The organism is Arthrobacter humicola (assembly GCF_022803015.1).
Lineage (GTDB): Bacteria > Actinomycetota > Actinomycetes > Actinomycetales > Micrococcaceae > Arthrobacter > Arthrobacter humicola_A.
Map to the genome: position 1 here is coordinate 236,773 of NZ_JAFKON010000006.1, position 14,352 is coordinate 251,124.

At 70.4% G+C, this 14,352-nt stretch carries 14 protein-coding genes; 4 read left to right on the forward strand and 10 right to left on the reverse strand.

From position 1 onward, the window contains the following. The first annotated feature begins 89 nt into the window (after positions 1–89). A complete protein-coding gene (locus tag ARTB_RS13920) occupies positions 90–638 on the forward strand; it encodes a hypothetical protein (protein ID WP_243181109.1) in 549 nt (182 codons plus the stop codon). 76 nt (positions 639–714) lie between these two features. Here the strand turns inward: ARTB_RS13920 and ARTB_RS13925 are convergent, their stop codons facing one another. Genes ARTB_RS13925 through ARTB_RS13940 form a run of 4 tightly spaced genes read right to left on the reverse strand, consistent with a single transcriptional unit; the run spans position 715 to position 4,110 of the window. After that, positions 715–1,782, reverse strand: a complete 1,068-nt coding sequence (locus ARTB_RS13925; protein WP_243181110.1) for a UDP-N-acetylmuramate dehydrogenase — start codon at positions 1,780–1,782, stop codon at positions 715–717. A gap of 56 nt (positions 1,783–1,838) precedes the next feature. Further along, on the reverse strand, positions 1,839–3,164 hold the full coding sequence (locus ARTB_RS13930) for an MFS transporter (RefSeq protein ID WP_243181111.1): 1,326 nt from the start codon (positions 3,162–3,164) through the stop codon (positions 1,839–1,841). Positions 3,165–3,178: 14 nt separating this feature from the next. Continuing rightward, positions 3,179–3,616 carry a MaoC family dehydratase gene (locus tag ARTB_RS13935; protein WP_243181112.1) on the reverse strand — a complete coding sequence of 146 codons (438 nt, stop codon included), beginning with the start codon at positions 3,614–3,616 and terminating at the stop codon, positions 3,179–3,181. Between the two features lie 2 nt (positions 3,617–3,618). Beyond that, positions 3,619–4,110: an FAS1-like dehydratase domain-containing protein gene (locus ARTB_RS13940; protein ID WP_243181113.1), complete on the reverse strand. Its 492-nt coding sequence runs from the start codon at positions 4,108–4,110 to the stop codon at positions 3,619–3,621. Positions 4,111–4,328: 218 nt separating this feature from the next. On the opposite strand from ARTB_RS13940, the gene ARTB_RS13945 reads away from it, so the two are divergent. Together ARTB_RS13945 and ARTB_RS13950 are read left to right on the forward strand one after the other, a co-directional pair. Continuing rightward, positions 4,329–4,742 (forward strand): ArsR/SmtB family transcription factor, encoded by a 414-nt coding sequence (locus ARTB_RS13945; protein ID WP_243181114.1) that lies wholly within the window; start codon positions 4,329–4,331, stop codon positions 4,740–4,742. Then, positions 4,739–6,436 (forward strand): SulP family inorganic anion transporter, encoded by a 1,698-nt coding sequence (locus ARTB_RS13950; RefSeq protein WP_243181115.1) that lies wholly within the window; start codon positions 4,739–4,741, stop codon positions 6,434–6,436. The genes ARTB_RS13945 and ARTB_RS13950 overlap by 4 nt, the downstream gene beginning before the upstream one ends. Here ARTB_RS13950 and ARTB_RS13955 read toward each other — a convergent pair. The 5 genes from ARTB_RS13955 to ARTB_RS13975 all read right to left on the reverse strand — a co-directional run bounded on the left by ARTB_RS13955 (position 6,426) and on the right by ARTB_RS13975 (position 11,470). Next, positions 6,426–6,650, reverse strand: coding sequence for a DUF3188 domain-containing protein (locus tag ARTB_RS13955; protein WP_028276510.1), 225 nt, complete (start codon positions 6,648–6,650; stop codon positions 6,426–6,428). The two genes, ARTB_RS13950 and ARTB_RS13955, sit on opposite strands and share 11 nt — an antisense overlap. Before the next feature lie 129 nt (positions 6,651–6,779). Continuing rightward, positions 6,780–7,724: a DUF2797 domain-containing protein gene (locus ARTB_RS13960; protein ID WP_243181116.1), complete on the reverse strand. Its 945-nt coding sequence runs from the start codon at positions 7,722–7,724 to the stop codon at positions 6,780–6,782. A gap of 25 nt (positions 7,725–7,749) precedes the next feature. Next, positions 7,750–8,613 carry an HpcH/HpaI aldolase/citrate lyase family protein gene (locus ARTB_RS13965; protein ID WP_028276509.1) on the reverse strand — a complete coding sequence of 288 codons (864 nt, stop codon included), beginning with the start codon at positions 8,611–8,613 and terminating at the stop codon, positions 7,750–7,752. Positions 8,614–8,774: 161 nt separating this feature from the next. Further along, positions 8,775–9,767, reverse strand: a complete 993-nt coding sequence (locus ARTB_RS13970) for an aldo/keto reductase (protein ID WP_308197244.1) — start codon at positions 9,765–9,767, stop codon at positions 8,775–8,777. Further along, complete coding sequence (locus ARTB_RS13975) at positions 9,764–11,470, reverse strand: glycoside hydrolase family 13 protein (protein WP_243181117.1); 1,707 nt, start codon at positions 11,468–11,470, stop codon at positions 9,764–9,766. The genes ARTB_RS13970 and ARTB_RS13975 overlap by 4 nt, the downstream gene beginning before the upstream one ends. A gap of 103 nt (positions 11,471–11,573) precedes the next feature. Between ARTB_RS13975 and ARTB_RS13980 the strand changes: the two genes are divergently transcribed. Continuing rightward, positions 11,574–12,752 carry an ROK family transcriptional regulator gene (locus tag ARTB_RS13980; RefSeq protein ID WP_243181118.1) on the forward strand — a complete coding sequence of 393 codons (1,179 nt, stop codon included), beginning with the start codon at positions 11,574–11,576 and terminating at the stop codon, positions 12,750–12,752. Positions 12,753–12,767: 15 nt separating this feature from the next. Here the strand turns inward: ARTB_RS13980 and ARTB_RS13985 are convergent, their stop codons facing one another. After that, the gene (locus tag ARTB_RS13985) at positions 12,768–14,339 is read right to left on the reverse strand and encodes a Na+/H+ antiporter (protein WP_028276506.1); all 1,572 of its coding nucleotides are present in this window, start codon (positions 14,337–14,339) and stop codon (positions 12,768–12,770) included. Positions 14,340–14,352 lie beyond the last annotated feature (13 nt).

Here is a 14,352-nt window from a genome sequence, read left to right on the forward strand (position 1 = left end):
GGAACCATGGTAAGCCGCCTGTGTTGCCTGTCGGGTTGTTGCCCGGCTGTTCCCAGCCGCCATCCAGCAGGCTTCCCTACCCTTGAATCATGACTATGAGTGAGGTGTGGCCGCTGCTGCGGCCCCTGTGCCGGAAGCTGGCCCTGCTGGGCTGGGCGTCCAGCGCCGCCGGCATGGCTGCCGGGCTCGCCGTCGCCATCGCCAGCGGTACCCGGCTCTCGCCCATGATGAGCACCCTGCAGCTGGTGGCCGCCTTGTCCATGGCGGTGTCCGTGGCCAGCTTCGTCACGGCCGCGGCGTTGCAGCCGCGGGCACGGTCACGGTCTCAGTCACGGTCTCAGGCACGGTCTCAGGCACGGGTGCAGGCGGCCATGAAGCACGGAAGCATCGCCCCGCAGGGCCGGGAGCTCCAGCTCGACTATGGCGGCGAATTTCCGGCCACCGTGCAGGCCTTCCTGCTCGGCTCCCTGGCGTTCCTCGCCGGCGCCGTGGCGTTTGCGTGCGCCGGACTGGTGCTGCAAAGCGGGCCCAGCGTCCAGTCCGTGGCGTTCTGCCAGGTCTTCCTGCTCGGGGCCGCGGCCTCGGGTTTCACATTCATGCTTTTCAGCAAGGTGGCACCCCGCCACACGGAACCGTAGCCGGGGCGCGGGACGCCCTGCCGGCGCTGCCCGGCCTTGCCCGGGCGGCGGCCCTTTTCCCGGGGCCGGACCTTCCCTAGAGATCGACGCCAATCAGCAGCGGCTCCGGGTGCAGTTCAATGCCGAAACGTTCGGCGACGCCGTGGCGGACCTCGCGCGCGACGGCCAGCATGTCCGCCGCGCTCGCCCCTCCCCTGTTAGTGATGGCGAGGGTGTGCTTGGTGGACAGCGAGGCCCGGCCGCCCGAGACGCTGTGCGGGTCCAGGCCGAAGCCCTTGGCGAACCCGGCCTGGTCGATGAGCCACGCCGCCGAGAGCTTGGTCAGCCCGTCCGCACCGGCGGGGTACCGCGGGGCCTCCTGCGGCAGCCGTGCCGCGACGTCCTCGGTCACGATCGGGTTCGTGAAAAAGGATCCCGTGGAGTAGGTGTCACGGTCGTCCGCGTCCCAGACCATGCCCTTGGACGCCCGGAGCCGCAGCACCTCGCGCCGGACGTCGGTGGAGTAGGCCCGCTGGCCCTGCTCGACGCCGAGCACCCGGGCGAGTTCGGCGTAGCGGACCGGGGCGCTCTTCCGGCCGAGCGGGAGCTGGAATTCCACGGTGAGCACCACATAGCGCGGTGAGCCGTTGACGGTGGTCTGCTTCAGGATGGAGTCCCGGTAGCCGAACTTGAGTTCGGAATTCGTGAAGGTCTTCACCGCGTTGCGTTCCCGGTCCCAGGTGCGCACGACGGCGATCGTCTGGGAGACGTCGGCCCCGTAGGCGCCGACGTTCTGCACGGGGGTGGCGCCCGTGGCACCGGGGATTCCGGAGAGCGCTTCGACGCCGGACCAGGCATGCTTCACGGCGTGTTCAACGAAGGCGTCCCAGTTGTGGCCGGCCTGGACCACCACCGCCACGCCGCCGCAGGAGTCCTCGGCGTCGACGGTGAACCCCTCGGAGGCGATCTTCAGCACCGTGCCGGGGAACCCGGCGTCGGACACCAACAGGTTGGAGCCGCCGCCGATGATCAGCAGGGACTGGCCGGCGGCGTCCGCGGTGCGCACGGCGTCGATGATCGCGGCCTCGGTGCGGGCCTCGATGTAGCTGCCGGCGGGGCCGCCGACGGCGGAGGTGGTCAGGGCGGAGAGCTGGATCTGGGTCACCTGACCAGCCTAGCCGGGATCATCAGCCCGCCTAAGCCGGTGCCGGCCGCACCTGGCTAGCTGTTCTGTCCCGGCAAGGGCGCGGGCGCGGGGAGTTTGCGGGTCACCGGGGAGAGCAGGAAACTGACGATCAGCATCACCATGACGGCCAGCAGCGAGTGGAGAATGCCGACGTGCTCGGCCAGCAGACCCAGCAGCGGCGGCCCGCACAGGAACGCTCCGTAGCCGATCGTGGACACCACGGACACCCGCGCGGCGGCCTTGACGGGATCGTCGGCCGCGGCGGACATGCCGACCGGGAAGCCCAGGGACGCGCCGAGTCCCCAGATGGCCAGGGCCACGTAGGCCAGCCACGGTGCCGGTGCGAAGACGAACAGGCCGAGGCCCAGAACCGCCAGCGCGGCGCACCAGCGCATCACCGGGACCCGGCCGAAGCGGTCCAGGACCAGGGTGCCGGCGAAGCGGCCGATGGTCATGAAGGTGACGAACAGCCCGTACCCGGCGGCTCCGGCGGCGTCGGTCTGGCCGTGGCCGTCGGCCAGCGCCAGCGCCACCCAGTCCCCCGCCGCTCCTTCGGCCAGGGCCAGCCCGAGGACCAGCACGCCCAGCAGCAGGGTGCGCCTGTCACGCCAGGCCTGGGCGATGAGGCGTTTGTTGTCCAAGGGCGGCTCCGGGACCGCGTCGGTCTGCCGGACGATCGGGATGGGCCCGGTGGAAGGATCCTCGAAGGTATCTGTCCCGGACGCTTTGAAGGGCTGCTCCGCCTCGAGGGGCGTGATGTCCGCCCGGAACCAGGCCGCCGCGGTGGTCACCGAGCCGGCCACCAGCAGGCCCACCACTGCCAGGTGCAGGAAGACCGGGATCCCGGCGGCGGCAGCCCAGGCGCCCAGCCCGGCGCCCGCCACAGTGCCCAGGCTGAAGGAGCCGTGCAGCCGGGGCATGATGTGCCGCCGGACGGCGCGTTCCACCGCCGCCCCTTCGACGTTGGACGCGGTGTTCCAGCTGGCGGTGCCCAGCCCGATGATTGCCAGACCCGCGGCAACCGCCACCGGGCTGGCGAGCACCGAGGTGCCGAAGCCTGCCAGCGCCAGCCCGAATCCGACCATGATGCTGCCGATCCGGATGGTGCGCTTGGAGCCAAGGCGAAGAACAATCAGGCCCGAGGCGGACACGGACAGGAAGGATCCCGCCGTCATGCAGAGCAGGAGCAGTCCGATGGTGCCGGGAGTCAGGTCCAGGCCGTCGCGGATGGCCGGCAGCCGGGACACCCAGGTGGAGAATGCGATTCCGCTCGCGGCGTAGGCCACCACCACGGCGTTTCGCCAGTGCGTGATCTCGGCGGGCGGGACGAAGACTTCCTTGGTCACAGCAGCCAGATTCACAGCAACGCCATGGGCTAGGCCACCCTGACGACGGCCTGGGCCTTGACGAGGACCTTCTGGGCGGCCGAGACGACCGTGAGGTCGACGCGGGCGGTGCCGGCGTCGGCGTCGAGGGCCCCGATGGCCCCGCTGATCTCGATCACGGCGCCGGACTCCGGTGTCCCCGTCGTGTCGGCGACGGGAACCGGCTTGGTAAAGCGGGTCTGGAAGTCGACGACGGCGGCGGGATCGCCGGCCCAGTCGGTCACGAGCTGGACGGCCGCACCCATGGTGAACATGCCGTGCGCGATCACGCCCGGCAGGCCGACGCCGGTGGCGAAGGCCTCGTTCCAGTGGATCGGGTTGAAGTCACCGGATGCGCCGGCGTACTTGACGAGGTCGGTGCGGGTGACGGTAATGCTGCGGCTGCCAATGTCCTGGCCGACCGTGAGTGCTGCGATGTCGATGCTCATGGCTACTGTCCCTCTCCGCGGACCAGGATGGACGAGGTGGTGGTAGCGACCGGCTCCCGGACACCGGTGGCATCGCCGGCGACACCGGTGGCATCGCCGGGGGCCAGGGCGAAGATTTCCGAGCGGGTGGTGATCATGGCTCCGCCGCCCATGGCGCGGACGCCGTCGACGTGCAGTTCGGCGACCAACCGGTCCCCCGCGACGATCGGGCGGTGGTGCGTGAACCGCTGGTCGGCGTGGACCACGCGGGAGAAGTCGATCCCGGATTCCGGATCCTCGATCAGCTGCGCGTCGGCGCGCTGCGCGACGATAATGGCGAAGGTCGGCGGCGCCACGAGGTCCCTGTGACCCAGCGCCTCGGCGGCGGCAACATCGAAGTGGGCAGGGTGGGTGGCCTTGACCGCGCGCGCGAACTCGCGGATCTTCTCGCGGCCGACGTCATACACCTCTGCGGCAGGGTAGCTGCGCCCCTGCAGGTCCGGATTGATAGTCATGGTTCCAGCCTATCGCCACGCCCGGAGCCGTCCGGCTTCGTGACAGGGTGCGCGCCGGGAACCGGACGGGCACAGACGGGCGCTCCGGCGGGTCTTGACCGGCGCTCCGGCGGGTCTTGACCGGCGCGATATGATGAAAACATCAATCCATCAATCCGAATCGCCGAGGGCGCCGCCGCACCGCGCCGCGAACGGATGCGAGAAAGTGTTTCCCCGCCATGATCTCCGCCGCGCAGACCCCCCTGTATGAAATCAAGGCCAACCTGTTCAAAGCCCTGGCGCACCCGGCCCGAATCCGGATCCTCGAGCTTCTGGCGGCCGCGCCGGACAATACGGCGCCGGTCAGTTACCTGCTCGCCGAGACGGGGCTGGAGCCCTCGCACCTGTCCCAGCATCTGGGCACGCTGCGCCGGCACGGTGTGGTGACGTCGGTCCGGACGGCGAATGTCGTGACCTACCGGCTGACTCATCCCAAGATCAAGGAGCTGCTCGCGATTGCCCGGGTCTTCCTGCTGGACACCCTGGCCGGTTCCAGCGAACAGCTCCGGATAGCGCAGGAGCTGCCGGCAGGCCACCTCGACCGCGCGGGCGACGGCGACAGTACCGGCCGCCTCGACGCCACGGCAACGTGAGCGCGGCCCAGGCAGCAGACCCGGCGACGACATCTGCCACGGCACGGGGACGCTTCGCCCGGTTTGTGCCGTCCCGCCGCGACTACGAGCTCTTGAGGTCCGCCTGGAAGACGGACCTGTTCGCCGGCATCACGGTGGGCATTGTGGCGCTCCCCCTGGCCCTGGCCTTCGGGGTCAGTTCCGGGGTCGGGGCGGAGGCCGGACTCATCACCGCAGTGGTGGCAGGACTTGTCGCCGCCGTCATGGGCGGATCCAACGTCCAGGTCTCCGGCCCGACCGGCGCCATGGTGGTGGTCCTGGCCCCGGTGGTCGCCGTCCACGGCGTCGGCAGCATTGCCCTGGTCTCTGTATTGGCCGGGCTGCTGGTCGTGGTCCTGGGCGCCAGCGGGCTGGGCCGGGCCGTCGCGTTCATCCCGTGGCCGGTCGTGGAGGGTTTCACACTCGGCATCGCCGCCATCATTTTCCTCCAGCAGGTTCCCTTGGCCACGGGCACCGAGGGAACGCCGGGCCACAACACCCTCCTGGCCGCCGTCGAGAGCGCGTCGCAGGCCACGATGCCGACCGTGCTGGAAACGCTCGCGGTGGTGGCATGCGTCGCGGCCGTGATGTACCTGCTGCCCAGGCTGAACAAGGCCCTGCCCGCGAGCCTGATCGCAGTGCTGCTCACCACCGCGGCGTCGGAGATGCTGGCGCTGGACATACCGCGGATCGGCGCGCTTCCGCACTCCCTGCCGGCGCCCTCGATGCCCTCTGTCGATCCGGCCGCGCTGGGAGGCCTGCTGATGCCGGCCGTGTCCATCGCGACGCTCGCCGCCATCGAATCCCTGCTCTCGGCCCGGGTGGCCGCCGGCATGGTCGGCCCCGACGGCCGTCCGTCCGGCGCGTACAGCCCGGACCGGGAGCTCACCGGCCAGGGGCTGGCCTCGATCGCTGCCGGATTCTTCGGCGGCATGCCCGCGACGGGCGCGATCGCCCGGACCGCCGTGAACGTCCGTTCCGGGGCCAAGACCCGGCTCTCCGCGGTGGTGCACGCCCTGGTGCTGCTGGCCATCATCTACCTGGCGGCGGGGCTCGTCGGCAGGATCCCGCTGGCGGCGCTGGCCGGCATCCTCATGGTCACGGCCGTCCGCATGGTCTCGCGGCACACCGTCACGGCGATTTTGCGCTCCACCCGGGCCGACGCCGCGGTGTTCGTGGTCACCGCCCTCATTACCGTCGCCTTCGACCTCATTGTGGCCATCCAGATCGGACTCGCCGCGGCCGCCGTGTTCACGCTGCGGACATTCGCTTCGCTGAGCGGGGTCCGGCGCGAGGACATCCCGGGGCCGCCGGTTCCGGGCGACGAGCACATCGCCATCTTCCGGCTCGACGGGGCCATGTTTTTCGGTGCAGCGGAGCGGGTCCTGCAGGAGATCAGCCAGGTCCGGGACATCCAGGTGGCCGTCATCCGGCTCTCCCAGCTGCGGATGCTGGACGCCACGGGCGCCCACATGCTCGTTGAGGTGGTCTCCGCGCTGGAGCTGCGCGGGGTCACGGTCCTGCTGAAGGGGGTCCAGCCGCAGCATCTGGAGCTCGTGACCAATGTGGGGGTCATCCGCTCACTGCGGCATCACAAGCACCTGTTCACATCCCTCCCGGACGCGGTGGAGCATGCCCGGAGCCATGTGGTGCGGAACGCGGCCGCTAGCGCTTGAGGTTTTTCCGGATCGCCTGGCCGCGGACCACAAGCCCGGCAATGTGCAGGATCAGGCCGAGTCCGATCACTGCCAGTGAGGCGAGGGCAAGGGGCTGGTTGCCGGTGCTGTTGCCCACCACGCTGAGGATGATGCCGAGGGCGATCAGGCCCATGGCGCTGAAGACGAGCACCTTGTAGGTGGTTGACGCGGTGGCCCAAAATTCATTCAGCACCGTGCCAGTCTACCGGGGCGGGCGGACGACGCCGCGAGCCGCAAAAATTCCTGGCGACACTCACATTGCCTGCCGGCGCGGGAATACGGGCGCGTCCGGTAATTTGCGCGTCGCGGGGCAAATCCAGCGTCAGAACAAGGCTTCCTGCACGGCCGGGACGTCCGAGCCGTGGTCACCGAGTTCGATCACCCGGGCCTTGAGCTGGCCCAGGTTCACCACGAATTCCAGTCCGCTGCCATCCAGCGCCGCGAGGGCAATGCTGCCGCTCAGCGCGTCGATCCGGAACCCGTGCGCTCCGGCCGCGAGGTCGTGCGGATAGGCGTGCCGGGCAGCCGGGGCGCAGGCCTTCGCGGAGAGCTCCGGCCGGGCCCACCGTTCATCCACCACCGCGAAGCCCTCCCCGCCGGCACCGGCGAGCAGGGTCCGGGCCTCCCCTGCCAGCCGTCCGTTCAGGGCGTCGAGGTCGACGGCGGCTGCCGGGGCGAGCAGCGCAGCGGCCTTGGCGGCAGCGCGGACCTGCTGCGGCAGCCCGGCCTCGCGCGTGATCATGTCCTCAAGGAGGCGGACCACGCGGCCGTCCTCGGCACGGGCGACGTACCGGGCGACGACGGCGCCCTGCTCGGCGAGCCGGTTCCATTTGCGCGGGTGGGACGCGGTGCCGACCTTGCTGGCCCCGTTGGCGAAGGTGGCGACGTAGAGCCAGTGCGGCTGCATCAGGTACGCGCGCAGGCCCGGCGGGACCCGGCCGCCGCGGTGGAAGTCATGGATCAGCCGGGAGTCGTCCAGCACGAAGCACCGCTCGCACTGGCTGCCCCTGGCGGCGGGAGCCCGGTCCGGGCACAGGACGTGGTCCCGGTCCGCAGGTCCGTGCACCTGGTGGTGCCCGAGGCAGTGCTTGCCCGCGGCGGCGAGCCGGAAACCGAGGCGGGTGCCGGCGTCGAGCGTCAGTGCGGTGAAGGCGCCGCCAGGGCCCTGCAGGCGCATCGCCGGTGGCCTGCCGCCGGACGCTGCGGCGGACCCCGGCACCGGACCATCCCAAAAGACCCCGTGCACCAGATAGCGGGTATCGGTCACGGGGTCTCCTGCGGTGGTGATGTGGCTACAGGGCCGGCTGCACGCCAAAGGCCACGGCGAGCTTCATGATCTTCTCGGCCCGGCCCAGGCGCGGCAGGTCGGAGCCGTCCCGGATGACGCGGCCGCTGGCTTCGAAGTCGGCCATGAAGTCCGTGGCCCAGGCGACGTCGGACGGGGTGGGGCTGATGACCTCGTTGATGACCGGGGTCTGGTCGATGGCGAGGCAGAGCTTCCCGGTCATCCCCATCATCACCGTGATGCCGGTCTGTTCGCGCAGAATCGGGTGGTTCGTCCCGACGGTGGGGCCGTCGATGGGGCCGGGCAGGTTGCCCACGCGGCTGGCCACAACGAGCTTGGCGCGGGGGTAGGCCATGGCTTCCGCGGTGGCCGCCATGCCGGTGTCGCGGCGGAAGTCGCCCGAGCCGAAGGCCAGGCGGAAGGCGCCCTGGGCCTTGGCGATGTTGTTGGCTTCCTCGATGCCGACGGCGGACTCGACCAGGGGGATCACCGGGGTCTTGCCGTCCATCCGGTGGAAGCTCTCCGTGACCTGGTCGGCCGATTCGGTTTTGGCCAGCATGATGCCCAGCAGGCCGGGGGTGCCGCGCAGGCCGGCGAGGTCGTCGGCCCAGAACGGGCTGGTGGCGTCGTTGATCCGGACCCATGCGCTGCCGCCGGCGGTCAGCCAGTTCACGACGTTGGCGCGGGCGGCGTCCTTCTGCGAGGGGTCCACCGCGTCTTCGATGTCGAGGATGATCGCATCGGCCCGGGAGACGGCGGACTGGTCGAAGAGGTCGGTCTTCATCGCGTTAACCAGCAGCCAGGAGCGGGCGATGTCGGCCGGGATGTTGCGTTGGGGCCGAAGTGATTCGGCGGTGGTGGTAGAGGTCATGCATCTACGCTAGTCGCCCGGGGGCACTTGCCGCTAAGCGATCCGGCCTTCAGCGGCGACCATTACGACCAAAATCACATCCCTGCCCAGCTGGCCGGCAGCAGAAGCCGTTTCCAGGCTCAAAACGACCAGGCGGCCGGCCAGTTGGGTGGGCGGACCGGCTAGGGGATGTTGCTTCCCCGGGCCGCGACCCAGAGCCCGTACCACTCGGCGCGCGTCATCGCCGCGGCGGCCTCGGGGGCGCCGGCGCAGGCGAGGATCCGGTCCGGGTTCGCGGTGCCGATCACGGGCGCAATCCCGGCAGGGTGCCTCATGAGCCAGCCGAGCACGATCGCTTCCCCCGTGGTTCCCTTCTCGGCGGCCAGGGCGGCCACGAGGGAGGTGGCAGCCTCCTCGGCCGGCGTCCGCGCGGCCGCCGGCGCCCCGGTGTAGAGGCCGCGGGCCAGCGACCCGTACGCCTGCAGCCGGATGCCGTTCCGGACGCAGTGCTCCACGGTTCCGTGCGGGAAGCTGTAGTCCGTGCCCTCGGCATGGTTGACCAGCACCGTGCTTTCCAGCCATGCCCGTTTCAGCAGGCTCATTTCGAGCTGGTTGCCCACCACGGGAACCTCGAGCCGGTCCTGCAGCATCTCGATCTGCGGGCCCGACATGTTGGACACGCCCACGGCCCGCACCTTGCCTTCGGCCATGAGCTGCCCGACGGCGGAGGCCACCTCCGCCGGATCCATCAGGGGATCCGGGCGGTGCAGCATGAGCACGTCGACGTAGTCCGTCCGGAGCCGGGCCAGGCTTTCGTTGACCCGCGCCAGGATGCCGTCCCGGCTGAGGTCGTAGTAGGCCTCCAGGCCCTGCTCGTTGAGCCGGATGCCGCACTTGGTCTGCAGCCGGATTTTCTCCCGCAGCCCGGGGGTGCGGGCCAGGACTTCGCCGAACACGGCTTCGGCCTTGCCGTTGGTGTAGATGTCCGCGTGGTCGAAGAGTGTGATGCCCGCGTTCAGGGCGGCCTCGACGGCCGCGGCCGCCTCGTCCACGTGTGCGGACGAGTACGGCTCGGCCGACCAGTCGCCGCCCAGGCCCATGCAGCCGTAGACGAGTTCCTGGGGGAGGTTGCCGCCGGCGGGCGTGCCGGGCGAAGCCTGCGGTGCGGGACTCACCGCAGCCAGACGGTGGTGTTGGCCGGCAGCTGCCCGCCATCCAGCGGGCCGCTGCTGACCAGCACCTCGCCGGCCGGCAGGTCAACCGGCGCGTCGCCGAAGTTGGTCACCGTCTGCCAGCCGCCGGGACGGCTGAAGCGCAGGACGTCGGCGCTGCCGGATTCCTGCCACTGCAGTTCCTCCGAGGTCTGGAGTTCGCGGCGCAGCTTCAGGGCCTTGCGGTAGAGCTCGAGGGTGGAGCCTTCCACGCCGTCCTGGGCTGCCACCGCGTAGCGGCTGAACCATGCCGGCTGCGGGAGGTGTGCCCCGCCGGCGCCAAAGCCGAACGAAGTGCCCTCCGGGGCCCAGGGCAGGGGCACGCGGCAGCCGTCGCGGCCGATCTCCACGCCCTTGTTCCGGAAGAAGGTGGGGTCCTGGCGCTCTGCGTCGGGGATCCCCGCGACTTCCTGCAGGCCCAGTTCCTCGCCCTGGTACAGGTAGGCCGAACCCGGCAGGGCCAGCATCAGCAAGGTCGCGGCGCGGGCCCGGCGCAGGCCGAGTTCGACGTCGAGCTCCTCGACGGGGGCGCCGGCCAGCAGCCAGCCCTTGCCGTCCTGGCCCTGGGCGTGCTTGCCGCCGCCCTGGGGCAGGCCGTAGCGGGTGGCGTGGCGGACGACGTCGTGGTTGGAGAAAACCCAGGTGGAGGAGGCACCGGACTCGGTGGCCTCGGCGAGGTTCCGGGCGATGATTTCGCGGAACTCGCCGGCGTCGAAGTCGGCCTGCAGGAGGTCGAAGTTGAACGCCTGGCCCAGGCCCTCCGGGCTGGCGTAACGGGCGCGGCGGGTGGCGTGCACCCAGGCCTCGGCCACGGCGGTGCGCGGCGGGTTGTACTCGTTGAACACCTCGCGCCATTCGGCGTAGATCTCGTGGACTTCATCGCGGTCCCAGAACGGGTGCGAGCCGTCCGGGAAGCCGTCCGTTCCGGTGTTGGCGGCGCTGAGCTCCACCTTGGAGATCAGCGGCTCGGTGAGGTCCTTGGTCAGCGCGTGGGCGACGTCGACGCGGAAGCCGTCCACGCCGCGGTCGGACCAGAAGCGGAGCGTCTTGAGGAAGTCGTCGCGGATTTCCCGGTTGGCCCAGTTCAGGTCCGGCTGTTCCCTGGCGAAGATGTGCATGTACCACTGGCCGGGCGTGCCGTCGGGCTCGGTGATGCGCTCCCAGGCGGGGCCGCCGAAGACGGATTCCCAGTCCGACGGCGCGAGCTCGCCGTTTTCGCCGAGACCGTCGCGGAAGATGTAGCGGTCGCGGGCCGCGGAGCCGCGCGGGGAGGCCAGGGCCTCCTGGAACCACTCGTGCCGGTTCGAGGAGTGGTTGGGGACGATGTCGGCGATGAGCTTGATGCCGGCGGCGTGCAGCGCGGCGGACATCTCGTCGAAGTCCGCCAGGGTGCCGAGCTTGGGGTCCACGTCGCGGTAGTCGTCGACGTCGTAGCCTCCGTCGGCGAGGGCCGAGGGGTAGAACGGGGAGAGCCAGACGGCGTCGATCCCGAGGTCCTTCAGGTACGGGACCTTGGCGGTGATGCCCTTGATGTCGCCCAGGCCGTCACCGTTGGAGTCCGAAAAGCTCCGCGGGTAGATCTGGTACACCGATGCCTGGCGCCACCAGTTGGGGTCGGCGGCGAGGTCGGAACCGGACAGGGTTGCCAGCGTGGCGGTGTTGGTCAAAGGAGATTCCTTCGGGTCTGGGAGGGCTTCTGGTAATTTAGATACAAGCTAAATATATTGCCTGAACAATTATGGGTCCGGGGACAGAAGAGGTCAAGAAGTGATGCCGCACGCAGCCGCCGCCACGCCGCAGCTGCTGCGCCGCGTCAACGCCCAGGCCGTGCTGCGCCACATCCGCGGCGCCGATGTTGCCACCGGAACCGAGTTGATGGCCCTGACCGGGCTGACCCGGGCCTCGGTGATTGCCGTCTGCGAGGACCTGATCGGCCGGGGCTGGATCGTGGAGCAGGACCAGCCCGCAGACCCGGCAAGTCCGCGGAAGGGCCGGCCGGCCCGGCGCTTTGCCTTCAACCGGGGAGCGGGCTTCGTGCTGGGCCTGGACATTGGTGCCGCGACCACCACCGCCGCCGTGGCCGACCTCCGCGGCACGGTGATCGGCCGTTCCAGCGGGAGCTTCCGCGCGGCGGACATCCCCGCGCAGGAGCGGATCGGCGTCGTCGATCTCGCCTGCTGCGAGGCGCTGGAAGCCGCGGGAGCGGACCCGGGCAGGGTCCTGGCCGTCGGCGCCGGGATCGCAGCGCCGGTGGACCGCGACGGCAACGTTCTGGTGACGCAGCGTTTTTGGAGCCTGTTCGACGTCGGGCTCCGCTCCGCGCTGAAGGAGCTGCACGGCTGGACCGTGCTCCTGGAGAACGACGCCAACCTGGCTGCGCTCGGTGAGCGCTGGCGCGGGTCCGGCGTGGGTGTGGATGATCTGGTGGTGCTCCTGGCCGGCGAACGCCTGGGCGCCGGCGTGATGGAATCCGGCCGCCTGCTCCACGGCCGCGGCGGGGCCGCCGGCGAGATGGGCTATCTGGACATGGTGGAAGGTGTTGGCTCCAGCGACGGCATCGCGGCCCTGGTGCGGCAGTGGTCGGCGGCCGGCGGCGGACCCTCCGCGGGCGGCCCTGCCAGTGCGCCGCGCGTCTTCGCGGACGCGGCCGCGGGAGACCCCGCGGCCCTGGCCATCCTGGACCGGATTTCGGAGCGCATGGCCCGGGTCATCGCCTCGATCGCGAGCCTGATCAACCCCGAGCAGGTGGTGATTGGCGGCGCCGTCGCCGAGTCCGCCGGGGCGCTGCTGCCGGGCATCACAGCGCTGCTTCCCCGCTTCACCGCGACTCCTCCGCGGGTGACGGTCTCACCCCTGGGCGACGCGATCGTCACGGCGGGCGCGGTCCGGCACGCCCTGGACTACGTTGAGGCGAATGCCTTGGAGCTGGCCCTCCCCGCGCGGGGCTGACCCTGGTCCGTTGCCCTAGTCCGGCATGATCATGGTGCGCAGGTCCAGCTGCCGCAGCACCCGGTCCGCGACTTCCGGGTCCATGCCCGGCTCGTTCCGGGCCGCTACGACTTCCCGGCGGGCCGCATCGAGGGCGATCGTCTGCACCGCAATCGCCAGTTCCCGGCCACGCTTGCGCTGCTCCCCCGCGCTTTCATTCCGCAGGCTCCCGTCCAGCAACTCGGCGTGCAGCCGGGTCATTTTCTCCTTCACGAGCGCCACCTTATCCGCCGGCAGCTCCTTCATGAGCTCATTGTCCTTCAGGGCCGCGATCGCTGCCTGTTGCGCCCGGCTCGCCAACACGCGGGCGGCGTCGCGTTCTTCGGAACCGTCCTCGGACGCCTTCAGGACCCGCATGAGCCACGGCAGCGTCAGCCCGGGCAGCACCAGGGTGGCCAGCAGCACGGCGCAGGCGATCACCAGCAGCTCGCTGCGGGCCGGGAACGGCGTGCCGTCCGCAACGGTCAGCGGAAGAGCCAGGGCCAGCGCCAGGGTGGCCAGGCCGCGCATGCCGCACCACGTGAGTATCAGAACGTCCTTGGCCGAAGTAGGGCGCAGAACATCCTTCCTCGCCCGGGAGAGGCCGGACATCATGGCCAGCCAGGCGAAGCGTGCGGCGAACACCAGGACGCACACCACCGCGGCCGTCCCGACCATGCCGAAAACGCCGCTGCCTTCGTCGTGGATGACCTGCCGTACTTCCAGCCCCACCAGCCCGAACGCCAGGCCGGTGACCAGCAGTTCCACGACGTCCCAGAACGCGGTGCGGGTGACCCTCTCCGCGGCGTCCCCGGGCCGGGAGTGCCGCTGCATTTCCAGCGCGGTGACGACGACGGCGATCACCCCGGAGGCGTGCACCTCCTCGGCCAGGATGTAGGCGGCAAACGGCACCACCAGGGTGACGGCGCTCCGGGCCACCATGGAGGTCACCAGGCGGGTGATCAGGCTCGTGAGCCAGCCCATGCCGATCCCCACAACCACCGCGATCGCAGCTCCCAGGACAAACTGGAGGACGACGTCGGAGGCAATCTTGGTGCCGGCGACGGCGGCGGCCACAGCCGCCTGGAAGATGACGATGGCGGCGGCGTCGTTGAACAGGCCCTCGCTCTGGAGCACGTTGATGAGCCGCCGCGGCATGTGGACCCGGCTGGCGATGGAGTCCACGGCCACGGGATCGGGCGGGGCCACCATGGCGCCCAGGGCGATCGCGGCCGGTATGCCGATGCCCGGGATCATGAGCCAGGCCGCGCCCGCGACCACCGCCGTCGAGACCACCACGAGCGCGACGGCAAGCATCAGCAACGTGCGCCAGCGGACCCGGAAAACAGCCCACGAACTGCGCTGCGCTGTCGCGAAGAGCAGCGGGGGCAGGAAAATGGGCAGGATCAGCTCGGGCGGGATCTGGATCTCCGGGAAGCCGGGGATGAACGTCAGGGCAACGGCCAGGATCAGCATCAGCACCGGGTAGGGCAGCCTCAGCTTCTCTCCGAGACCGACAGCGCCCACCGTAGCCAGCAGAAGTCCAACGATGAGTGCCAACTGATCCATGTGCCCGCTTCCC